Raw genomic sequence first — 23,749 nt, 5'->3', positions numbered from 1 at the left:
CTCAAAAAAACAGCTAGCTTTTAAATGTAATTATTACAATTCTAGAGGCGTAACTTTTTCAAACAGATTAGTTATTAAATACTGAAGTGAATCTGGTGTAACATCTCTGAAGTAGCCTAACAAATCCTTGGTAGTTGGATATCGCTCTGTGTTCATTTTTAGTTTACCATCGATGGTATTCCAATCACTTATAAATCGTTTTAAAGCGAGGTTTACCTTTGCTTCACCAATCTGTTTCTGAAACTCATACATGTTAATTGCGCCTTTTGCATAATAGATATAGTCTTGGTTCTCAACTAATGCCAATGATGGTTCTTGATCCCCTTCGTTGCGTTTCCCTTCTCTATATTTATCTTTTTGAAGCGCTAAAAATTGCTGCACTTTTTCTTCAGAATACTTTTGTTTTAAAACCATTATTGCAGCATATTGTGATAATGTTTCTAATAGCATAAGTTGTCCTTGAACATTAGCAGCTTCTATTTGCATTCCAAACCATTGATGGGCCAGTTCATGTGCGGTCACATAAAATGCCATATCCACATCTTTCTCATCATCAATATTTAAAATGAAACCAATAGCTTCCGAAAAAGGAACTGTTCCGGGAAACGATTGCGCAAATTCTGCGTAACGCGGGAACTCGACAATGCGCATTTGTTTATATTGATATGGGCTAAAATTAGTACTGAAGTAGTCAAACGAAGCCTTCATCGATTCCATCATTCTGTCTAGATTATAATCATGCTCTTTATGATAATAAATCTCTAGGGCTACAGGTTTTGCTGCTGTGTCTGATGCTGCTAACCAAATATCCTTTTTAACTTCATACTCCGCTGAAACGATGGAATAAAAGTTAATCATTTGAATATCCATTTTATAATGGAAATAATTACGATTATTTTCTTTCCAACTCTTTAATAGATTTCCAGGAGCGATAGCTGTCTGGTTTTCATCTGTTCCTATCACAATTTCAAAATGAATACCATCTGAATCCCCTCCAGACCTAGCGTTAACTAACTCTTTATGATCTTCTCTTTTAGCTTTATTTGATCTAGTTGACAAATTATTGTCAATGCGATCATTTTTATCTTGGAGTTCATATTTTTTAGTATACCCTAATGTAGGAAAGTCATTATTGTTAAAAAAGGTACCATTATTTACTATTTTGCTAGAACGGCCTTGCTCAAATCCCTTGGTTGTAAAGCGTTGTTTAAAGCTCATTTTTATGGAATCTCCAGATTGTAAAGGTTGTTTTAATTTGTAATTATAATAATCGAATGCTACATACTGATTATCAGTAGTTGCTCCACCTTCAAAAGTAAGCCCCTCAAGTGCTACCTTTGATTCTAAAAGTTTTTGAATATGAATTTCCTCAATAGCGGTATCGTATGTGTTTTTTAGTATGTAAAAGCCTTCGGCTATATAGTCTCTAGATTTTGGATATAACTCTACCTTTAAGTTAACAGCTACTATTTTAGGTTGCGGCAGGTATTCAAACTTCTTTAATGTTTTCTCATAGCCAACTCTTAATGCTGTCTTTTCAGAATTTGTCCAATGCTCATTTAAGATATTTGTGTTGTAAAATATATAGCTACCAAGCATTATAAAAGCGACCACTGCAACGAGTCCTAGCTTCAGGACTGATTTACTCATTCGATGTTTGCTTGCTCTTATTCGTTTTATTAAATTAGTTTCAGTTCCTCTAACGGAAATAGTAGAAGCTATAATTAGTAGCAGTATCCCAAATAAAAACCAATAAATCTTGATAATTAGGTAAGGCTTCATGAAATGACCAAAGCCATTCATATCTGAATACGTACCTATAGAACTACCTCCAAAGAAGTACAAATCGTGGTCTATCCCCAAGAGAGCCATAGTCATATTTAAGATAAAAAATATGATAACAACCATAATGCCAGCAAATTTATTATTGACTACAACTTGAGCAACGAAGGCAGTAATGGTAAATAAGGCTAGAAACGGTAAGATTTCTAAAACGAAGCCATAAAAGTACACTTGAAAATTATAGTTGTAATATCCGTTGATGGTTTGAAAAATGATTCCTGAAATAATCAAAGAGACAATAAGTACAACATAGATGAGTATAAGCCCAAGATATTTACCAGCTAGGTTTATAAAGTCCGACATTGGACTTGCATCATAAATCAAGTTTAGTTTTACAGATCTCTCCTTCCAAATTATTTCTCCAGAGTAAAAAATAAGGATAATAAAAAAGAAGTAAAAAGACATTTCTCGAAGTTCTTCTACAATAAAATAGGTTGTAGGATAACTATCAACACCATACACAGTACCAAGACTCACCGAATTGATTAAAATTATAATCATCGCACAAATCACAATGGCCCAAAAAGAGGTTTGCTTGCAAATACTCACGAAGTAAAACCAAGAGAAATGCAGTAGCTGAGACCACTTAGATTTAATGCCATGTTCAAGGCTGAATTCTGGAATTTTGATATCGTATTGAGGATCAATTTCAGACTCAAGTACTTGTGAATTTTTCTTTTTAGTACGTTTACTTCGAACTACATTAAATTCAAATTTCTTAGAACCAAAGCCTAAAATAAGTGCACCCAATGCAACCCAAAATAGCTTATTGTAAAGTAGCACTCCACTAAAAGGAATTGCCTCTACACTTATTTCTGCTCCTGTCCAAGATTTTGTAAGAGAGGTGAGTGTTGTTAATGAAAATGGATCTAAAATTGCTTGTAAAGAGTCATTGGTTATTGCCTTAGTTAACATAAAAATAACAAATATGAAAATACCTTGTGTGTATACAACCATCAATTTTCTAGTTAATGCGCCCGTTATAAAAAATAGACAAGCCCCAAAAAACAAAATTGGCAATAGTATCATTACAAATGGCTTCAGATAGGTCAACAAATTAAAAGGCAGGAAATGATCTGGTTGATGCCAAGGCATGTATTCTCCTAAAATCATTCCGAATAAAACTCCGCTAAACACAAAAAGTAAAACCGCAAAAGAACCTAGAAACCGACCTAATAGATAATCTCGTTTCTTTATTGGATTTGAAAATAGGAGAGATTCTATATTATATTCAAAGTCGCGTAAAACGGAGACTCCCATAATCATAGAGGCAATTATCATAAAAAACCCTGTAACTACTCCCATGGTTTTTGCAATAATTAAAGGCGAGTTCTTTTTAACCAAGCCAAAATCCATTCCTTGATATACAAAATCGACGCTAACAATAGAAAATAGTAATAGGAAAATAAAGAAGATGTAAGTATCTGCTCGCTTTACCCTGTATTTTAATTCGAATTTAAATATTTCGTACCACATCATTATAAAACTGATTTAAGGTTAGCGTTACTGCCAAATATTTTCGAGAAATACACGTCTTCTAAATCGGCTTTAACGGGAGTAAAGTCAGCACCAGGATTGGTGTCACTAAGAATATGAATGATTGGTTTCCCGAGAAATAGTTTTTCGCTTATTACCTGATAGTTTTGCTTGTAAGTCTCTAATTCTGATTTTACTATTGTTCTCTGATACACTCGGCCTTCCAAATCTTCGATTATTTTTAAGGGATTCCCTTTCAGCAGCACCTGACCTTGGTTAATCACTGCCATATTGGTGCATAATTCTTTTACATCTTCAACAATATGTGTCGATAGAATTACCACAGTATGCTCTCCGAGTTCACTTAATATATTATAGAACCGGTTTCTTTCTACAGGATCCAATCCTGCTGTAGGTTCGTCTACAATAAGTAGTTTCGGGTTGCTAAGCAAAGCTTGTGCAATACCAAAACGTTGTTTCATCCCACCGGAAAAACCACCAAGATTTTGTTTTTTTACGTTGTACAGATTTGTTTTATGCAAAAGCGCATTTACAAGATCTTTACGCTCACCTTTATTTGTAATACCTTTGAGAACTGCAAAATGATTTAATAACACCTCGGGAGATATTTTAGGATACAACCCAAATTGCTGTGGTAAATATCCTAACACCTGCCTCACCTCATTTTTCTGTGTAAAAACATCTAAATTGCCTAGTGTAATTGTTCCTTTATCCGCCTCTTGTAAGGTTGCAATGGTGCGCATTAACGTAGATTTACCAGCTCCATTAGGTCCTAATAGTCCAAACATTCCCGTAGGAATTTCTAATGAAATATTTTGAAGTGCTTTGACTCCATTAGAATAGGTTTTTGATACATTATCAATAATGAGTTCCATAGTGTTCGTTTTTTGATTGATTGCCGCAAACTTATAACGTATCACTGTTAGTAAAAAGAAAGAGGGATACATTTCATGTTAGGTGTGACACAAACACTTTTGAACGATACAAACGTATTTAATCACTGCTAAATAGAGATTCAACCCTTTATATCTATTGTTTATCAACAAATTTGTATTAGCACATTTATTTAATTAATATTGACATATGAAGATAAAAATATCAGATAGAAAAAAGAAAACTACAAAATGGTTTTATAAAATAATGCTTATAATTATAGGTTTAGTGCTTGTAATATTTAATGACACTTTTGGTAAATTAGAAGGATTTGTAGAGTTTACTGCATTGTACTTCATTCTTTTATTTATCACAATTGCATATTGGGTTTTTAAACAGATCAAATTAATTATTCGATTAAAGAATGAAAAAGAAAAAACAGAATTACTACATTTAAAAAGTCAGGTGAATCCTCATTTTTTCTTTAATACACTCAACAATTTATATGGATTAATGGAGAAAGATTCCAAGGAAAGGCAAATGGTACTCAAACTATCTGATATGATGCGGTATAGTATTTATGAAGGGCAAAAAGATTGGGTAACCTTAGGAGCTGAATTAGAGTACTTAACAAACTATATTGAGCTTCAAGACATTCGTTATCACAAAAAGTCTGATGTACAATTTAATCATAAAATTGATAATCCTCATGCTCGAATTATGCCTTTACTATTCATTATTCTATTAGAGAATTCTTTTAAGCATGGCTTGGAAAATATGGAAAAAAATGCTTATATTCATATAGACTTAACCGAAAATAAAAATGAAGTAAATTTTGTGATTGAAAATAATTTTGAATTACAAGATACGTCCTCTAAAGAAGGAATTGGCTTAAAAAACTTACAACGAAGATTAGAATTAGTATATCCAAATGCGCATTCTCTTTCCTTTGACGTAGACAACAATATTTATAAAGTTAAACTATCTTTAAAGTTAAAATAATGCGATATCTAATCATAGATGATGAACATATAGCCCACAAGATTATAATGGAATATTGTGAAATGCTTCCTCATATGGAGTTACAAAAAAACTGTTATAGCGCTTTGGAAGCTCTTGAGTATATGAATACACATCAAGTTGACTTAATCTTTTTAGATTTAAATATGCCAAAGCTTAAAGGTTTTGAATTTTTAAAGACACTACCTTTTCCGCCTAAAGTTATTGTAACTACGGCATATAGTGAATTTGCGCTAGAAGGCTATGAGCTTAATGTTTCTGACTACTTGTTAAAGCCTTTTAGTTTTGAACGTTTTTTAAAAGCCGTGAACAAAGTTATTGGCTCAAATACCATTATAAATAATCCCATTTCAGGAGGAAATGACACTTCAATAAAACGTATATTTCTTCGTCAGAATAAATCTTATATACAAATAGAATTAGACGCTATTTTATTTATTGAGGCGGCAGGAAATTATACAAAAATTGTTACTAAAAATGAATCGATTACGATACGAGAAAAAATATCTGATATATTAGAATCACTCCCATCAAATGATTTTATACAAGTTCATAAATCATTTGCAATTGCTACAAAATATATTAAAAGAATTGACGGAAATAGAATACACATTGAAGACCATACAATTCCAATTGGTAAATTATATAAAGCCAATCTTAATAAGATTTTGAAATAGAGATTTACTAGAGCAATTATTAAACATTCACACATATTTCACTACGCTCCTATTTTCGTTTCGTAAAAAGAGACTTTATTCACAAGGATTATTTTGTTTTAGAAGAGTTCATGAAGACCTAAGTCAATGTCATTAACATCGTAGAATAAGTTTTTTAGAATAAGAAAATATAGTAATTCAACTTCGCTTTTACCAAAGCAAAGTAATCCCGCATAAAAAAGCGAGGCAGGCGCCACGCAGATCATTTAGTACACTTTTAATATTTCATTACCCTGTGGATAATGAAATATCAAAACATTGTTTAACGTGTCTTTAATGTTATGAATTGTTTAAGCTATAATTCTATACTATGTAAAATATCCCATAGCCTTTAGTTTTCATAATAAAGGTTTGTATTTGGGCTAAGAAACATTCATTTTTTTTATTTCTTATAATTTTAATATCCTGTCCTATCGTCCAATATTTTTTAGATATGCCATTCTCAAGAAACATCGTAACTATTAAAACGTATTATAATTAGTCGTTATATAAAATGGCGCTGGCCTTTGCGCTCGATTGCTTTTTTTAAATAATTTACGCTATCGTATTAAATTTCTAAAAGCACAATTTCCAATCGCAAAAACGAAGATAGCTATAAGATGTTGACGAACAACATTTCGAATATATTCGCTGTCATTTGTGTAATGGCAAGCTTTAATTTGTGCCTTTATTCATTTATCTTGCTGTTCCGCAAAAGTTACCGTTTTACTAAGTGTTACCTTATTAAATAGGTCTGAATCCTGATACTATTGGTTTAATATAGTGCGCTATATTCTAAATGAAACGTATCAATCAATAATATTAAAGTGAACTCATTCCAAACACATTAGCACTTCGCTCCTATTTTACAATTAAGTGCTCGCGCCCCCAAAAGGGTTTCAATATATTTTTTTTAAGACAATTTTAGAAAGAAAAAAATTAATGAAGGTTTGTTATTATTATTTTGTTTTTACTCAATTAAAGTGACATCACGCAAAACAATATAGTACTCTTTTAATCTTTTATTATCCTGTGGAGTATGACATATTAAAACAATGTTTACCGTGTATTTGATGTTATCGATTGTATTAACTACAATTAGTCTTCACTAGTCCCGCATTTTTATTGCGTGATAAAATTGCCGCTGCCTAATACTTGGGTATTTAAACATTATCATTTTACTAATCGTTATAATTTTAAACCGCTTCTAATGTTAAGGGTTTGTAAATTGATGCTGTTTTTTTTTAAATACTATTATTCTTAAATTGCTTGATTAAAAATTAGTATTTTTATGTTAATTTTCAGTGGCAAATTTTTAATTTTACATTATGAATGTTTTAAGTGTTTTTCCAGTATTAAGTGTAATTTTTGGGCTAGTCTTAATCGTTTTTATTCTCTTCAATAAATTTGGACTAGGAAACGACAAAAAGATACGGTATGTTTTATCTTCCTTATTATTTATTTATATAATTACGGCATTAGACTATCATCTTTCCATCACAAACCAAATACCTGTAACCTATTCGGGAGTCACCTATTTTTTTTATCATTTTACAGGCTTGTTATTTTACTATTTTATTGCTCTTTATACCAAATCTGAAATAAATACTAAAAAATGGGTACCCATAGTTCTTGGGTATACCTTACTGAGGATTTTAGTATTTCTCCCTTTTGATAATAATCAGAATTTACAAGATTTTGTAGCCGCATTAGAAACTTCAAACTACGGAATATTCGTATTAGTGGAATATATTTTGGTAAGCTCTATTAATATCGCACTTATGTTTCTTGCCTATAAAAAACTAAAAACAGCGCCATTACTAATTGAATTAAATGAAAGTCAAAAAATTCATTACAAGTGGATTAAGAGTATCATAGTCACAATCATACTTATGCAAATTGTAATTTTTGTGACTACCATTCTAGGTAGTTTAGATATTGGTCATTTTAACTTTTATCTCAAATTTGAAACACTTATCTATTCGCTGTTCTTTTTCATATTCGCGTTTGCCATAATGCATTTTCCCGTATTTGCGTATTCTGGTAATTTTGAAGATCTACCTACTGCTACGCTTGAGAAGTATGCGAAGTCATCATTATCTGATTCTTCAGATCTTTTTGAGAAAATTAAAGCTATTGTCATTGAGGAAAAAATGTATTTAGACTTCGATTTAAAATTGAATACCGTCGCCAAGACATTAAATTATTCAATTCATCATATATCACAGGCTATTAACCAGAACGCAAAAATGAGTTTCCCAGATTTTATAAGTAGCTTCAGAATTGAAGACGCTAAACATAAACTAATGGAGCCTAAACCAGATACCATATTTGCGATTTCCTTAGATGTAGGTTTTAATAGCAAAGCTGCTTTTTACACGGCTTTCAAAAAACATACACAGCTAACTCCTACCGCATTTAAAAAACTTCACAAGTCTAAAAATTAATACAAATTAATGATTAACAATATTTTAAACACATTAAAAGTGTCTTCCCGATAAATGAAGACACTTTTTTTGTTCGGGTTTATAGGGAGAACCATTAAAGTGAAGGCGTCAAAATATATTTACAACTTAATTTAAAAACTAATAAATAGCTGAGTTCAACCCATAAGTGCAACACACTTATTTTTTAGGACTTCAATTGGGTTATTATAATTAAACTTTCTAATGGGTCTGTAATTTAGTAATTTTTCTACTTCTTTTATTCTCTTGACAGATACTTCTCTAAGGTCTGTTTTCTTAGGAAAAAACCTTCTTATCACACCTATTCTATTTTCCACTGTTCCTTTGTCTTGAGAGGTATAAGGTCTTGTAAAATATGTTTTTGCATTCACATCTTTTGCTATTTTATGATGATAGGCAAACTCTTTTCCATTGTCAAATGTTATTGTTTTTATCCAAGATGCGCTAATACCTGTAAGTCTTTCATTCATCTTTCTATAAACTTCATCTGCATTTTTACTGCTGAGTTTTTCTATCATAGTAACCAATGTTGCTCTATCTGTCATCACTAGTAATGCTGATTTATGGTTATTGCCCATCATAAGGTCAACTTCTATGTCGCCAATACGTAAACGTTTTTCTACTACCTTGGGTCGCTTGTCAATACCCACACGACCAGTAATTGCAACACGTTTATCTTTGATATTATTTCTCTTTTGCCTCCTACCTGTGTGGCGTAGATGCTTATGTAATTTTTTACAAGAGCTATGTTTTCTATGATTGCTATGCTTTGCAGTCCATATCCATTTATAAATAGTTTCGTGGCTCACACAAACTTCTGATTCCTTACTAAGCCGCTTTGCTATGAGTTCAGGGCTCCATTTTTCATACTCCATCAAGCCAGCAATTCGCTTTTTGAGGGCTTCTGTCAATAGAATAGACTTGGGCTTATTGCAATGTCTTTGCTCAGTTTTTTGTTGAGCGTTCTTTGCTATATAATTACCAGCTGTTGTACCTCTACTTGGTGTGTTCCTCTTTAATTCTCTCGATACCGTGCTTTTATGAAAACCGATGATCTGCGCAATTTGAGTAATAGTTATTCCTGTCTCTAATAATGCAGAGATTTGATACCTTTGTCACAAGGCTAATTGTTTATAATGTTTCATTCAAAACGAATATAAATATTGAGCCTAAAATAGATGGGGCTAGCCCCATCTATTTTAAATATTCGTGTTGCACTTATAACTTGAACTTAGAATACACTTATTTAATAATATTCCCTGAATTATCTAAGACAAGTTAGGAACCAAATTTTACTAAAGCATTTGATAGAATGTCAATAAATTCTAGAGAATTTCTAGAACGATCTTCACTTTTTGTTAGACATTGTTCAAAATTGCAACAAAACATAAATGAACACGTTTTAAGTAACTAAACCAAACCCAAAAAATGAAAAGAACAGAATTTTTACAAATGTGCACTCTTTTTGGAATTAGTATTCCTTTTCAAGCATCGTTATTATCTTGCAGTAAAGATGATACAATAGGTTTAAATTTTTCTGGAAAAGTAACAATCATTGGCGCTGGTGCTGGTGGATTGGCCGCTGGATATCTACTCAAACAACAAGGAATTGATTTCGAAATATTAGAAGCCTCAGCAGTTTATGGCGGTAGGATGAAAATTAATACTGATTTTGCAGATTTCCCAATTCCACTAGGAGCAGAATGGTTAGAAACAGGTTCCAACATTTTTCAAGAGATTGTAAATGACTCTTCTATTACTGTTCACGTAGATACAATTGCCGACGCTCCTGATCTAAAATTTGTCAATTCTTCTTGGTTCAGCTTCTTTGAGCAATACATCCTGCCCTCAATATCCGATAAAATTGTATATAATAAGATAGTACAATCTATTGATTATTCAGGTGACCAAATTATAGTCAATATGCAAAGTGGACAGCATATGACTGATAAAGTCATTGTTTCCGTTCCACTTAAAATTCTTCAAGATGGAGACATCAGTTTCACTCCAAACTTGCCACAAGATAAATTGAATGCCATAAGTGGCACTACAATTTGGGAAGGTTTTAAAGCGTTTTTTGAATTCTCCGAAAAATTTTATGATGACAATTACGAGTTTGGTATCACTCCATCAACTGCTGGAGAGAAAATATATTATAATGCGGCTTTTGGTCAAAATACAACCAAACATATTCTTGGTTTATTCGTTGTTGGGACTCCTGCACTTGACTTCACTTCTTTATCAGGAGATGCGTTAAGAGATTTTATATTAAATGAACTAAACGGTATTTATTCCAATCAAGCAACTCCTAATTATATAAAACACATTACACAAGATTGGGATAATGAACCTTTTATTAAAGGTGGATATATGACTGATAATGCAGATTGGAGAACTGTAAAAACATTGGGAGAATCTGTAGCTAATAAAATTTATTTTGCAGGTGGCGCATATACCGATGGAGAGGATTGGGTTTCTGTTCACGCTGCTGCTCAATCAGCAAAATCTGTAGTTGACGTAATAATAAATTAAAAACTAATAAAGATAATTGCTGGAATGTTCAAGCATGACCTAGTAAATTCTAACTAATATCCTCTACCCTGTTTCTTTTTGTTATCTTAGTTACAAATCGCAACAATACATATACGCACACATTATATCCACGAGCTAAAAAGTAATGACAATAGATAGAAAGAAACATTGGGAAACCGTTTATGAAACTAAAAATCCAGACCAAGTCAGTTGGACACAACAAACACCAAAAACTTCGCTTAAGTTTATAAAGTCGTTCGGGATAAAGAAAACTGCGAGTATAATAGATATTGGTGGTGGCGACAGTAAGCTTGTGGATAACTTGCTTGCTGAAGGATTTACAAATATTACTGTACTTGATATTTCGGCTCAAGCTCTTGAAAAAGCAAAAAAACGATTAGGAGAAAAAGCAAATCAAGTACATTGGATTGTTTGCGACATTACAGAATTCGAACCCAATACAACTTTTGATGTTTGGCATGATAGAGCAGCCTTTCATTTTCTCACAACGGATACACAAATAAAAAAATATATAAAAACCGCTAGAGCGTCTGTTAGCGGGTTCTTGACAATCGGGACTTTTTCAGAAAATGGACCCGAAAAATGTAGTGGCCTAAAAATAAAACAATACAATGAAGAGGAATTGGCTTTGAAATTTAAAGATGGATTTGACAAAATTAAATGTGTTACAGAAGACCATTTAACGCCATTTAACACAACGCAGAATTTCTTGTTTTGTAGTTTTAAAGCTCGTGGCTACTAAAAATTAAAAACCATTAGACAATAAGAATCTTTAATATTGGGGGTTTTAGCATGTCTTGTTGGAATTGGACTATTCTTTACAGGACATAAACTTATTGGAGTTTCTGGTTCCATAGCTAGTGGAGGACTCGCCTATAGAGGATATACGGAAATGAAAGCATCAAAAAAATGAAATAATAGTGCTATCCTAAATACAAAAAAAATTGCGGTACAGAAAACAAGAATTTCACCCGTACGATTAAACCGAGTAGAAAACAAACATCGAAAGCTAGATTCCTATTTCGATGTATTTTAACATCAAGACATTTTAATCTTCATGTTAATATGCATCATTTTTGTAGGAACGGTATCCGATTTACCGTTAACAATCTTATCATAGTCAATGCCCCAATCAAATAAATTCACTTGTCCTTCAATAACGATGATACTAGCCATAGCTTCTTTTGAGTCTCTAATTCCTGATACAAAAAACTTTACCTCTTTTTCGACTCCTTTTATTGACAGTTTACCGTTCACTTGATACCAATCTAATCCCATAGTATAAACCGCAGTTGATTTAAAGAACATCTTTTCATTATTCTCACTAACAAACAAGCCTGGCGTTTTAATTCGCGCTGTTAATTCATCTCCATCTCTGGCGCAGACATTAAAGGAATTGGGATCTACAGCAAACGAGATTCTCATATTTTCTAATGGATTCCCTAGGTCTTCTCTTGTAGGTACATTCACCATTAAATTGGATACAATGCCGCCAAACGGTGTGCTACAATGTCCATGGGTTACAAACAAATTAATAGTTTGGTTTTGTTTATTTTCTTGTGCAGAAAAGGTTTTATTTTTATTATTAGTTGAAGTGCCCTTAGCATAGCCACTAACAACAATTATTAATAGCAATAACATTAACGGAAAACCTAATTTTTGTATTTTTTTCATAATTTTATATTTAATCTTTCTACAAATATAAATGCCTTTTAGTTTTAAATTTGTCAATGAAATGTGAAAAATATGCAAAATCATTGTGAAAAACCACAGTTTAATCTTTTGGAAGCATTAATGACAACATGTTTCTATTTATTTGGTATCTTAGTTCTGGCGCTACAAACATTCAATCTCTAATAAATTGTAATGTACCTTAAACTCATTATTAATGAAAGACAAAAAAATTTGGGACACGATCTCAGGCTATTATAAATTTCAAATTATTGTTGCTGGTATCGTTTTATTTAGTGTTCTCATTGCACTTATTATAAATTCTTTTATTAATTAAAAATATGTTCAAAAAATACATTTTATTCTCTGTTCTTTCTTTAGCTTTTACAATCTGTTTTGCACAAAAGAATAAGACCGTGTATTTAAATGCTGATAGCGTAGTCATTACAAAACAGGAATTTAAAGTCGCAGATAAATTAAAATTTTATAAGAAGGAAGTTAAGACAGATACACTAACCATCAATACATTAAAATCTAAACGCGCTTACGGCTTTCTGGATACAAAAAACAAAGAGTTCGTATTATCTATTTTAGAGAAGTTGTCTGGTGAATCAACAAGTAGAAATTCTGCTATATATATTCATAGTTTTAAAGACAATGAAAAGGCACTAGAAAAGGCACTAAAAAACAAATGTTATTGGAAGTATCTTAAACGTTATCCAAAACAATATCGTTCGTTTTTATTAACGGATATACTTAATAAAACAAACAAAAGTCGATGTATATACGGGGATGACAAAGATATTCTCCAAAAATTATTTTTCTCTTTTTCAGAATTTGAAGTCAACCATGTCATAATTCAAGCATCAGGAGAGTTTGTAATATATTATGGTACGTATGATTTATGTTATATTTTAGATTCTGAAGTTTAGAAAAAATCAAACTAATAGTATATGTAGTATTAATAACATTGGAAAAATATTGCTATAAAAATAAGATGTAGACAAATGGTATGTCTCGTATTCTAAACAGATTACTGTTCTCAAACTTCCTAAAGCACAGAATAATAACAAAATTAAAAAAGCTACTTATATAGATTAAGTAGCTTTTTTAAATATTGTAGTAGATAAATGTTTCTTTTTAGGGACTTGGAAAGTTTACTTTATGTTTCATCTTAATACTACATTTAAAGTATTTCAATAATTGTACCAATTTAAAAATTTGGTTTAAGAATATTCTGGATTTTTACCAACAACACCTTTATAAAAAGCATGCATAAATTCAAAATCTGCTTCTATATTATCTGTTGGATAAAATGGCTCTGAAATTTTGTTTTGTTTATTCTTAAAATCTAAAGTAAACATGATTATTGGCACCTTTGCAGTTTTCGCAATATAATAGAAACCAGTTTTCCATTTCACTACTTTTTTTCTTGTGCCTTCAGGTGCTAATGTTAATCTAAACTCACCATCGGTTTCAAATAATTTAGCAATAGCTTCTACTTTATTTTGGCCAGGAGTTCTGTCTAAAGCGCGACCTCCAATAGACTTAAAGTAGAGACCTAAAGGCCATTTGAACAATTCTTTTTTACCAACAAAATTGGTTTTAATACCTGATGCTTTTCGTAGTAAAACACCAATATAAAAGTCATGCCAACTCGTATGTGGCACAGCTATTATTACAGCTTTCTTAATAGTATCATTAGAAAAATTAGTGTTTCCCACTATTTTCCATCCTAATAATTTAAAGTAAATAAATTTAGCTAACCAATGCATATTACATTTTTAGGTAGAGTGCTTTCAATTTCTCTCTAGTAATTGTCTTTTTCCATTGCTTACCAATGGCATTCTCCCAAAGTGGTTCTAAACTTAAGGCAACATCAATCATGATGTCGAATTCTTTATCAGAAAGATCCCTACAAATACCTTGAGGTAAAGAGATATTATGCTTCGCTTTCATTGTTTTAAATAATGCAACGCCTTCTGGATAATACGCTTCTAAGTGCTCGAAAACGATACAGTTTCCAATTCCATGTTTTATACCTAACAAGTAGCCTAAACCATAACTTAAAGCGTGTGCAACACCTACTTGAGAATAAGCTATACTCATTCCACCGTGCCAACTAGCCATCATGAGCTTATCTTGTGCTTCTTGTTCGCTTAGTGTATCTCCAATAAAAATCTCTTTACAAAGTGTGTATGCTTTTTCTCCATAAGTTTGGCTAAAAGCGTTTAAATAGGTTCCGTTTAGTGATTCTACGCAATGCACAAAGCAGTCCATTCCTGTATAAAACCATTGGTCTTTAGGAACACCTTTTGTTAATTCTGGATCAAGTACAACCTGATCGAATGGTGTATAATCACTATTAATACCTAATTTTCTTTCTGGTCCTGTTAGAATAGTAGTCCGTGAAACCTCGGCTCCAGTTCCAGAAATAGTAGGAATACCAACATGATAAATAGCTGGGTTCTTAACAATGTCCCAACCTTGATAATTTTTAGATTCGCCCTTGTTTGTAAGCATAATAGACACGGCCTTAGCTATATCTAAAACGCTACCTCCTCCAATACCAATAATACCAGATGGTAATTCTTTAAAATTAAGAATAATTTGTTCTACTAAGTCGTCTATTTGTGACGTTTCTGGTTCTTTAGCTGCGGAGACGTAAATTAATTTATCGTCATAAGACAACGGAATTCTTGATGTTAACCAAGCATTGCCTTTAAAAACATCGTCCACAAAAAATATAAATGGTGCTTTGATATTTAACCGTTTAGGAGACAGAATCTCTTCTAATTGATTAAAACTACCTCGTCCAAAAATAACTTTGGACACCATTGGAAAATTCTTATAACTCATTTAACTATTTGTAATTGTAAAAATATTGTTTTCTAATTTAATATTGAAATTACTTCGCGTAAATTTTTCAGCGTTTTGTAACTTTTAGATTCATTGGTATTAACTAATACTTTTTCATGAGCCCAAGTGGTATGAAATGGAATATGAATTGCCTTTGCTCCTAGTGTTACTAATGGTAAAATATCAGACTTTAATGAATTTCCAATCATTAAAAATGCTGATGGTTTTATATCTAAATGCTTAAGTAATCTACTATAATTGTCTTCTTTTTTATCGCTTAATACTTCAATATGATGAAAATAATCCAGCAATCCAGATTTTTGGAGCTTACGTTCTTGGTCTAGCAAGTCGCCTTTTGTAGCTACAATTAATCTGTATTTTTTAGATAATTCGTCAAGCACTTCTTCTACTCCGTCTAATAACTCAACAGGCTTATTAATCATTTCTTTACCTATTTCTATTATTTTTTCTATGGTTGTATTAGAAACCGTATTATTAGATAATTCTAATGCCATTTCTACCATAGATAGCACAAAACCTTTAACACCATAACCATAAACAGGAAGGTTTTTCATTTCCATTTTAAAGAGCTCTTGGTCAATTTTATTTTCGGTTTCAAATCTGTTTAGCAATTTAGCAAACTCACTTTCTGCATCACGAAAATATGTTTCGTTAACCCAAAGCGTGTCATCTGCATCAAAGCCTATTACTTTTACATTTTGGTATTCTTTATTCAATATCTATTAATAATCTTGTTCTTTATAAATTCCTTTTTTTTTAAAAAAATACACTTCATTATTTCCATAGCTTCTTAGCACGCTCTAAATCTTCAGGTGTATCAATTTCTACACCTTGAACATTTGTTTCCACCATTTTTATACGCTTTCCATACTCTAAATAGCGAATACATTCTATTTTTTCTGAAGCTTCCAACATTAGCATTGGTAAACGATAAAAATCTAATATAGCTTGTTTTCTAAATGCATAAACACCTTTATGTTTATAATACTTAGTAGCAACTTCATTATCTCTAGGAAAGGGAATTGGGCTTCTAGAAAAATACAGTGCAAAGTCTTTTTGATCTACAATGACCTTTACTGTATTAGGATTCTTTATTTCATCAACATCTTCAATATGCACCATTAATGATGCTAAATCCACCTCGTTTTTAGCGTCTTCTTTAAATACTTTAATAAGTTTTTTAAGCGAATCGACCTCTGTAAAAGGTTCATCGCCTTGAACATTAACAACAATGTCCACATCCATAAACTCTACAGCTTCTGCTATTCTATCGCTTCCACATTCGTGTTCTTTAATACTCTTTACAACTTTTCCTCCTATACTTTTAATTTCCTTATATATAATATCACTATCTGTAACCACAACCACATCATCGAATAAGTCTGTAGCAACTGTAGCCTCGTAAGTTCGAGTAATTACAGGTTTTCCTCCCAAATCTTGCATGAGTTTACCAGGAAAACGAGAAGCACTGTATCGTGCAGGAATCATTGCGATTATTTTCATTTATAAAGCTGAAGTATTATCCGAATTATTTACCACCCAAAAATATAATTTTTAAACGGAATTTATGTCTTACTTGATTTAAACTTTTTATAAAGCTTGAATATGATGAATAAAATGATGAACACTAAAAATATTGCGGCTATTGGAAAAACTATTGAAACTACCGACATTACTACTGCTGTTGTTGTTTCTACTGTAGAAACCACAGGATTTGCAATACCACCAGTGGTTACTGTCGATGCCAATCTGGTTGCTCCCGAAGTACTTGCGACTGCGGCTGCCGTTCCTCCTCCTGCAATAATAGCTAATGCCCATGTAATAACAGGACTTAAATCTGCAACTGTAGACACCATAACAGCTGTTCCCGCAATGGCTGCCAAAGGAATAGCGATAGAGTCTAGCAAATTATCTACATAAGGAATATAATATGCGAAAATTTCTACACTAGTGGCTACTCCTAAAACTATTAAAGCCGAAAGACTGCCAACCCATTGCCAAGATTCGTTTAATTCCCAACCGCCTAAAAATGCAGTTAAACTTAATGCGAACAATGGCACAAATACTCGAAAACCAACTGAAGCTGCTAATCCTATGCCTAGGCAAATGCTAATTATTGTTTCGCTCGTCATTTTTTAATTTAATAAGTGATCTTCTATATATGAGGTACATTATAAGTCCGTAAAATACGCCTCCAATTACCCATGTAATTATGCGTTTAGGAAAACTTACCCAGGTAAAGTCATGACTTACAAGATCTAATACAATTGAAAAGATAAACATAACAATTGCAAAAACCAAACCTTCTTTAAGCCAATGAAAGCGCTTTTTCATAATAATAAGTTTCATTACGTTATAAATGTATAACTATTTACTCAGTTTCAAAAAAATCATCTTTAAAACCTATTAAATACAGTTTTTCTTTAGCTCTTGTTACTGCCGTATATAGCCATCGTAAATAATCGCGATTAAGACCTTCTGGTAAATACGGTTGTTCTACAAATACAGTATTCCACTGTCCTCCTTGCGATTTATGGCAGGTAATAGCATACGAGAATTTTACTTGTAAAGCATTAAAATGTTTATTGCTTTTTGTTTTTATAAATTTCTTGTAATTGCTGGTTTCATCTTCATAATCTTTCTGCACTTCTTGGTATAATCTATTGGATTCTTCATAAGGTAATGAAGGTGTTTCGGCGTTTATAGTATCTAATATTAATACCGTTTCTATTGGAATCATTTTTGGGTAATCGACCATTCGTATTTTTACTTCAGCAAAACGAAAACCATATAACTCTTTAATACTAAAGATTTCTAAAACTTCAATAATATCTCCATTGGCGATAAAACCTGCTTCAGACTCTGGTTTCAACCAAAAGTAATTGTTCTTTACAACCATGAGGTAATCACCAGCAGATAATTCATTTTCATTAAATAAAATTCTACTACGTATTTGTTGGTTATACAAGTTTGCACGTTTATTACTGCGTACAATAATTGCCATATTTTCGTTTCCCAAAGTACTATAAGTATCATTAATAGCATCCATAATATCATAACCATCAACGAGTCTAACAATATCTGGATACCCTTTAATGTTAAACTGGAAGCTTTCAAAAAATGAACTAGCAATAGTCTCACGTAATAAAGTAGCATTTTCCAAAATCCCGGAATCTTGACCTTGTCGCACTACTTCGTCAAGCTCTATTTTGGTAACTTCCTTATTATAGGTTAGGCTTAATATGGTTTCGTCTAAAGCTGGACTTAAATCTAATTTAACAGGCGGTAATTGTGCCGTATCTCCAATTAAAAGCAGTTTACATTTATGTCCTTGATACACGTATTGCATTAAATCGTCTAAAAGAGAACCGTTCTCAAAAAGTTTAGAATCTGAAGGTGCATCTGGAATCATGGATGCTTCATCTACAATAAAAATGGTGTTTTTATGCTTATTAGGTTGTAAGACAAATTTAACACCTCCTCCTTTATCTTTTTTTGGAAAATATATTTTTCTATGAATAGTAAATGCTTCCTTTTTAGAATAATTACTAATCACTTTTGCTGCGCGACCAGTTGGTGCCATTAGCACTGCACTCTTTTCTACATGCAATAGATTATTTACTATCGTACCAATAATGGTCGTTTTCCCTGTTCCTGCATAACCTTTTAGTAAAAAGATGTCATTATCATTATCTGCAAAAATAAATTCTGAAAGTTGTAATAATAAAATATCTTGTTTTACCGTTGGCGTAAACGGAAACTGCTGTTTTATAAGGGAATAAAATTGTGAAGACGTCATTAAAGTAATTAAGAATTTAAGAATAATTCAAAGATATAAATGATTTTTACGCTTATTGGTTTTTACGAACAAAAAAAATTGTAGATTTGCGTTAGACCGTTAATTAAATTAATAAAAATTATGATGATAATAATTGGTGTAATAATTGTAATTCTACTAACTGTTGGAATTGTTTGGGCTATAGATAAGTATATTCCATCTAAATTAAAGGCTCCCTTAACCATTTTACTTTGGGCCGCTATTTTTGCTTTAGGTTATTTAACCTTTAATTCTGTTTACGATGAAATTAAATTTCATAACATAAAAAAAGACCGTTATGCTGCGGTAATAAAGAACCTCGTTGATATTAGAGATTCAGAATTGGCTTATAAAGAAGTCAATGGAAAGTTTACTGATAACTACGATAGTTTAATTAAATTCATTGAAACTGGTAAGTTTGCTATTATAGAGCGCAGAGATTCTACAGTTTTAGATGAAGAGAAAACTAAAGCTTACGGTGGAATTGTTTATAATAAAGAAATTACTATTGTAGATACATTAAGTTTTGAGTCTGTAAGAGATTCATTATTTAAAAAGTCTACTCGTTATAAGAAAATGATGAATATTCCTTATGCAAAAGAAGGTACTAAATTTGTATTAAAAGCTGGAGAAGTTGGTGAAGAAGACAAGAAACTATCTGTTTTTGAAGCTGTTGCAATGAAAAAGGATATTTTACACGATCAACCGAAAGACTTAGTAGGTAAAGAAGAAAATGCCTTTTCAGTAGAAGAAATTAATGGTAATACCATTAAAATTGGTTCTATGGAAGAAGTAAAAGTAAATGGTAACTGGCCTAAAGTTTATGATCCAAAAAAAGAATAACGTTAAACATATATCTCATAAAGTATTGTCCATTCAAATAAGTTTGAATGGACTTTCTTTTTGTATCCTAAATACGCTTAACGATTCAGTTTCAAAAATAGAACACATTATATTCGATAAAAAAGTAACACCTTTTGATTTGCTTGATGCTGTAAAGCACACTTTTAATACCGAAGAATGGCTAAGTGATAGTTTTGATGCGATACAAGTTATTCATGTTAATGAATTAGCTACACTAGTTCCAAAACCATTATTTAATGAAGAAGCAATTGCAGATTACCTAAAACTGAATTCTAAAATACTTAAAACAGATTATATAACTTTCGATACTATAGCTATTAATGAAACTGTAAACGTTTATGTACCCTATGTAAATGTAAACAACTTTATATATGAGCGTTTTGGAGATTTCACCTATAAGCACCACTCTACTGTTTTAATTGAAGAACTACTGGCCCAAGAAAAGAATGCTAGTGTAAACAAAATGTACATCCATGTAAATGCAACACATTTTGAAATTATTACTACCAAGGAAGGAGCTTTAACGCTTTATAATTCTTTTGAATACCATACAACTCAAGATTTTATTTATTATATATTATTTACAGTAGAACAATTACAACTGAATCCAGAAGTTATTGAAACTGTACTATTAGGTACAATTACTAAAAACGATACGTTTTACAACATACTCTATAAATACATTAGACATATCAGTTTTGGAAGCAGAAAAGATACATTTTCAGTAACAGAAGGCTTACCAAATAAACATTCACATTTCACACTTTTAACTCGTTTTTAAATGCGTATAATTTCAGGAGAATTTAAAGGCCGAAGAATTACAGCTCCAAAAAAGCTACCTATTCGTCCAACCACAGACATGGCAAAGGAATCGTTGTTTAATATTTTAAATAACCAATATTATTTTAGTGACATTTCTGTGCTAGATTTATTCTCAGGGTCGGGCAATATAAGTTACGAATTTGCTTCTCGTGGTACAGAAAAGATTACGGCTGTAGACCAGAACTTTGGATGTATTAGATTTATTAACGAAACTGCAGAAAGTTTCGAAATGTCTATAAAAACTATAAAAAGTGATGTGTTTAAATTTTTAGAAAAAAGCAAAACTAAAGCGACTGTTATTTTTGCCGATCCTCCTTATGATTTTACTGTCGAACAATTTTCTAAAATCCCGGAACTTATTTTTAAAAATGACTTATTAGAACCTGATGGTTTACTAATAGTTGAGCATTCTAAATACACAGATATTTCGAATTCAAAAAATTTCAACTATTCTAAAGGTTATGGTGGCAATATGTTTAGTTTTTTTAAGCTGCCTAGTAATGAAGAAGAAGAATAGAAAAATAAAATGATAGCACAAAAACAAAGCCCTTTGATTTCTCAAAGGGCTTGTTTATTTAAGTAAATCTATAAGCCGGATTCTGTACTCATACGAGCCCTTATCATTTATCTACGCCTATTGTTACCAATACACTTTAGCTGCCTACCCTCTAGCTTACGCGTGCACGCTCAAACGCTAGTTTACATGACATTGCACCACATAGAGTTTACCTGGTTTCACTACAGCATTACCTGTACATACTTTCTGTTGCACTTTTCCTAATCTCACGACTGGTGGCTGTTAACCACTATATTGCACTATGGTGTCCAGACTTTCCTCGTCTTATAAATAAGACGCGATAAGGCGATTTACTTAGATGCAAAAATAAAACTATACTTTTACTTGGATAGTAATTCTATTTTTTTTTTGTAAAAATTAAACTTTTATCAAACTCAATAATATGAAAAACATCTTTCTATTAATTTTCGTGCTTTTTATTACTTTAACTACTAAAGCCCAAAGTGACAATCTAGATACTATTTATATTGAAAACCTTAAAGAATTAAACTCAAGACCATTAAAAGTTGTGCTTAAAAAAGGTAAGTCTGAGTCAACTAAACAATTCAACAAAAATTATAAAGCAGCTATTTTAAATGAATGGAAAATTACTGAAGATATAGAGTTTATAACTGAAGAAGTATTTAAAACTCATAAAAAAAATAAAAATTCAAAATTTGCTTATTTACATCCTGATAAAGTAAGAAGCAGCGGAGGTTCAAGGCCTGGCAATAAAAGTGGTGCAATTACACCAGGTTATGATGCTTTATTTTATTTGGCTTTAGATGTAAAAAAGGAAATTATTGTTAGTAATATACCGTTCGGTTTTAAAAAAAAACATCATAAAGCTCTTTATTTTGAGGCTGTACAACGTCTATATTATGAAATTTTAGATGACATTGATAACAAAAATAGTATAGAAGATGATATCCTAGAAATTTATAAAAATGGAACAAAAGAAGAGTTAAAAGTATATGCTATAAAAATTGCAGCAAAAGCTAAAGAGGATTTGAAAACTATGACATTATTAATAGATAAAAAATTACTCAAGAAAAATGTAAGCAGTTTAATTATAAAATACTACCCTTATGATTATAAAATAGTTTCTGAAATAACAATTAATAATGCTGTAGTAGCAAATGATAAAACTAAAGCTTATTTGACAAAATATAAAATTACAGATATATATTCTGGAAAATAAATTTTGGGTTTTTTCTTAAATTTAGATAATATTAAAAAGTCAGCAGTATTTCCAATAGGATCATTATTTAGTAGTAAAATTAGCGAAACATCTTTAATAAATCTTCATTCATATTTAAAATAAGTTCTTAATAGTAACTGGACAAAAATAAAGTCTCAAATTGATTATCAATTTGAGACTTGTTTTATTTAAATGATAAATGTGTGTTTTTTTAATTAAGTTAGGAAATACTGGTATTTATACCAAAGAATTTTTTATTACCCTTGATGCCTGTTTGTACTCTTTTTTTAGAATTTCAAGATGCGGTTTTAAAATAAAATCTTCAAAACTTTGCGTTTTTGTATGATGGTCTACTCCCAGTCCACCCATTAGATCTCCAGCTTTCCAATGTATGCCTTTGGGAAGTGGCAGATAGAAACACCATCTTACTTCTTTACTTTTAAAATTTAGGTGGATATAATATTTCACATTAACATCTTGATCTTTAAAATAAACATCTTCTTCTTGTTTGTAATATATTTTTAATTCACCCATTTGTTAGTTTCATTTATGTGCAGATTTTATTAGTATTTAAACTTTAAATAATAAAACAACTTGCTTTACATTTTAGATTCAAATACCAATTTTTCAAGATTTAGTTGTAACTCTTTAAATGTAATAGAATTTTCTGCTACTTTCTGTAACTCTAATTGGTGCCAATGTATATAAGTGCCATATTGTATTACTGTTTTAGAAGACATGTTTTCTTGTAGGTTTTTCCAAGATTTAAGATCATGTTGAGCAGGCACTTCAAAATCATAATGCACTTGTAACATTTGATTTTTACAATTTGGACAAACAACTCTAATTTCTTGAAACGCTTTATTAATATATTTTATAATGTCTTGTTGTGTTCCTGAAGCATAATACTCTTCCATTAGGCCTGAAAAATCTATAGACTTAGTATGTTTCATTTCTTCTTGAGAAGGACTTTTAAAACCTTTTTGACACTTT

Annotated in this window: 24 protein-coding genes and 1 other RNA gene; 11 read left to right on the top strand and 14 right to left on the bottom strand. The window is 31.3% G+C overall.

What is annotated here, in order from left to right; genetic code table 11:
- Positions 1-33: 33 nt before the first annotated feature.
- A complete protein-coding gene (locus tag RH82_RS04280) occupies positions 34-3,321 on the bottom strand; it encodes an ABC transporter permease/M1 family aminopeptidase (RefSeq protein WP_052158204.1) in 3,288 nt (1,095 codons plus the stop codon).
- A complete protein-coding gene (locus RH82_RS04275; protein ID WP_034058386.1) occupies positions 3,321-4,214 on the bottom strand; it encodes an ABC transporter ATP-binding protein in 894 nt (297 codons plus the stop codon). Before RH82_RS04275 ends, RH82_RS04280 begins: the two co-directional genes overlap by 1 nt.
- Positions 4,215-4,422: 208 nt before the next feature.
- Between RH82_RS04275 and RH82_RS04270 the strand changes: the two genes are divergently transcribed.
- From RH82_RS04270 to RH82_RS04260, 3 genes are all read left to right on the top strand, one after another.
- On the top strand, positions 4,423-5,214 hold the full coding sequence (locus RH82_RS04270) for a sensor histidine kinase (protein ID WP_034058385.1): 792 nt from the start codon (positions 4,423-4,425) through the stop codon (positions 5,212-5,214).
- Complete coding sequence (locus RH82_RS04265) at positions 5,214-5,909, top strand: LytR/AlgR family response regulator transcription factor (protein ID WP_316930895.1); 696 nt, start codon at positions 5,214-5,216, stop codon at positions 5,907-5,909. Before RH82_RS04270 ends, RH82_RS04265 begins: the two co-directional genes overlap by 1 nt.
- A 1,346-nt stretch (positions 5,910-7,255) precedes the next feature.
- Positions 7,256-8,374 (top strand): helix-turn-helix domain-containing protein, encoded by a 1,119-nt coding sequence (locus RH82_RS04260; RefSeq protein WP_034058383.1) that lies wholly within the window; start codon positions 7,256-7,258, stop codon positions 8,372-8,374.
- 155 nt (positions 8,375-8,529) lie between these two features.
- Here RH82_RS04260 and RH82_RS04255 read toward each other — a convergent pair whose 3' ends face one another.
- Positions 8,530-9,495, bottom strand: coding sequence for an IS30 family transposase (locus RH82_RS04255; protein ID WP_156112410.1), 966 nt, complete (start codon positions 9,493-9,495; stop codon positions 8,530-8,532).
- Between the two features lie 325 nt (positions 9,496-9,820).
- Between RH82_RS04255 and RH82_RS04250 the strand changes: the two genes are divergently transcribed.
- The 3 genes from RH82_RS04250 to RH82_RS18985 all read left to right on the top strand — a co-directional run bounded on the left by RH82_RS04250 (position 9,821) and on the right by RH82_RS18985 (position 11,858).
- Positions 9,821-10,924: a flavin monoamine oxidase family protein gene (locus tag RH82_RS04250; protein ID WP_052158202.1), complete on the top strand. Its 1,104-nt coding sequence runs from the start codon at positions 9,821-9,823 to the stop codon at positions 10,922-10,924.
- A gap of 145 nt (positions 10,925-11,069) precedes the next feature.
- A complete protein-coding gene (locus tag RH82_RS04245; RefSeq protein WP_034058382.1) occupies positions 11,070-11,687 on the top strand; it encodes a class I SAM-dependent methyltransferase in 618 nt (205 codons plus the stop codon).
- Positions 11,688-11,723: 36 nt separating this feature from the next.
- A complete protein-coding gene (locus tag RH82_RS18985) occupies positions 11,724-11,858 on the top strand; it encodes a hypothetical protein (protein WP_262494840.1) in 135 nt (44 codons plus the stop codon).
- Positions 11,859-11,983: 125 nt separating this feature from the next.
- Here the strand turns inward: RH82_RS18985 and RH82_RS04240 are convergent, their stop codons facing one another.
- Positions 11,984-12,619 (bottom strand): YceI family protein, encoded by a 636-nt coding sequence (locus RH82_RS04240; protein WP_034058381.1) that lies wholly within the window; start codon positions 12,617-12,619, stop codon positions 11,984-11,986.
- Positions 12,620-12,957: 338 nt separating this feature from the next.
- Here RH82_RS04240 and RH82_RS04235 point away from each other — a divergent pair, with 338 nt between their 5' ends.
- On the top strand, positions 12,958-13,548 hold the full coding sequence (locus RH82_RS04235) for a hypothetical protein (protein ID WP_034058378.1): 591 nt from the start codon (positions 12,958-12,960) through the stop codon (positions 13,546-13,548).
- Between the two features lie 294 nt (positions 13,549-13,842).
- Here RH82_RS04235 and RH82_RS04230 read toward each other — a convergent pair whose 3' ends face one another.
- From RH82_RS04230 to RH82_RS04200, 7 genes are all read right to left on the bottom strand, one after another.
- Positions 13,843-14,391 (bottom strand): 1-acyl-sn-glycerol-3-phosphate acyltransferase, encoded by a 549-nt coding sequence (locus RH82_RS04230; RefSeq protein ID WP_034058376.1) that lies wholly within the window; start codon positions 14,389-14,391, stop codon positions 13,843-13,845.
- A gap of 1 nt (position 14,392) precedes the next feature.
- Positions 14,393-15,475, bottom strand: coding sequence for an iron-containing alcohol dehydrogenase family protein (locus RH82_RS04225; protein ID WP_034058373.1), 1,083 nt, complete (start codon positions 15,473-15,475; stop codon positions 14,393-14,395).
- A gap of 32 nt (positions 15,476-15,507) precedes the next feature.
- The gene (locus tag RH82_RS04220) at positions 15,508-16,212 is read right to left on the bottom strand and encodes an HAD family hydrolase (RefSeq protein ID WP_034058370.1); all 705 of its coding nucleotides are present in this window, start codon (positions 16,210-16,212) and stop codon (positions 15,508-15,510) included.
- A 58-nt stretch (positions 16,213-16,270) separates the two neighbouring features.
- A complete protein-coding gene (kdsB, locus tag RH82_RS04215; protein WP_034058368.1) occupies positions 16,271-16,999 on the bottom strand; it encodes a 3-deoxy-manno-octulosonate cytidylyltransferase in 729 nt (242 codons plus the stop codon).
- Between the two features lie 62 nt (positions 17,000-17,061).
- Positions 17,062-17,628: a DUF4126 domain-containing protein gene (locus RH82_RS04210; protein ID WP_034058367.1), complete on the bottom strand. Its 567-nt coding sequence runs from the start codon at positions 17,626-17,628 to the stop codon at positions 17,062-17,064.
- Entirely contained in the window at positions 17,606-17,830 is a 225-nt protein-coding gene (locus RH82_RS04205; RefSeq protein ID WP_156112409.1) for a hypothetical protein, read from the bottom strand. The genes RH82_RS04210 and RH82_RS04205 overlap by 23 nt, the downstream gene beginning before the upstream one ends.
- Before the next feature lie 37 nt (positions 17,831-17,867).
- Positions 17,868-19,295 carry an ATP-dependent DNA helicase gene (locus tag RH82_RS04200; protein ID WP_034058362.1) on the bottom strand — a complete coding sequence of 476 codons (1,428 nt, stop codon included), beginning with the start codon at positions 19,293-19,295 and terminating at the stop codon, positions 17,868-17,870.
- A gap of 120 nt (positions 19,296-19,415) precedes the next feature.
- Between RH82_RS04200 and RH82_RS04195 the strand changes: the two genes are divergently transcribed.
- The 3 genes from RH82_RS04195 to RH82_RS04185 are packed head-to-tail and all read left to right on the top strand — an operon-like array spanning position 19,416 to position 21,516.
- On the top strand, positions 19,416-20,156 hold the full coding sequence (locus tag RH82_RS04195) for a hypothetical protein (RefSeq protein WP_034058359.1): 741 nt from the start codon (positions 19,416-19,418) through the stop codon (positions 20,154-20,156).
- Positions 20,137-20,958 carry a DUF3822 family protein gene (locus tag RH82_RS04190; RefSeq protein WP_034058356.1) on the top strand — a complete coding sequence of 274 codons (822 nt, stop codon included), beginning with the start codon at positions 20,137-20,139 and terminating at the stop codon, positions 20,956-20,958. Before RH82_RS04195 ends, RH82_RS04190 begins: the two co-directional genes overlap by 20 nt.
- Positions 20,959-21,516 carry an RsmD family RNA methyltransferase gene (locus RH82_RS04185; RefSeq protein ID WP_034058353.1) on the top strand — a complete coding sequence of 186 codons (558 nt, stop codon included), beginning with the start codon at positions 20,959-20,961 and terminating at the stop codon, positions 21,514-21,516.
- Between the two features lie 55 nt (positions 21,517-21,571).
- Here the strand turns inward: RH82_RS04185 and rnpB are convergent.
- An RNA gene (gene rnpB, locus RH82_RS17700) (RNase P RNA component class A) lies at positions 21,572-21,873 on the bottom strand.
- A gap of 85 nt (positions 21,874-21,958) precedes the next feature.
- On the opposite strand from rnpB, the gene RH82_RS04180 reads away from it, so the two are divergent.
- Entirely contained in the window at positions 21,959-22,756 is a 798-nt protein-coding gene (locus RH82_RS04180) for a hypothetical protein (RefSeq protein ID WP_034058352.1), read from the top strand.
- Between the two features lie 237 nt (positions 22,757-22,993).
- Here the strand turns inward: RH82_RS04180 and RH82_RS04175 are convergent, their stop codons facing one another.
- Both RH82_RS04175 and RH82_RS04170 read right to left on the bottom strand, forming a co-directional pair.
- Entirely contained in the window at positions 22,994-23,290 is a 297-nt protein-coding gene (locus RH82_RS04175; RefSeq protein ID WP_034058351.1) for a hypothetical protein, read from the bottom strand.
- 65 nt (positions 23,291-23,355) lie between these two features.
- Positions 23,356-23,709, bottom strand: coding sequence for a hypothetical protein (locus RH82_RS04170; RefSeq protein WP_156112408.1), 354 nt, complete (start codon positions 23,707-23,709; stop codon positions 23,356-23,358).
- Between the last annotated feature and the right edge of the window lie 40 nt (positions 23,710-23,749).

It is taken from the genome of Lacinutrix jangbogonensis (genome assembly GCF_000797445.1).
Lineage (GTDB): Bacteria > Bacteroidota > Bacteroidia > Flavobacteriales > Flavobacteriaceae > Lacinutrix > Lacinutrix jangbogonensis.
This window is presented reverse-complemented; position numbering and strand designations above follow the sequence as displayed.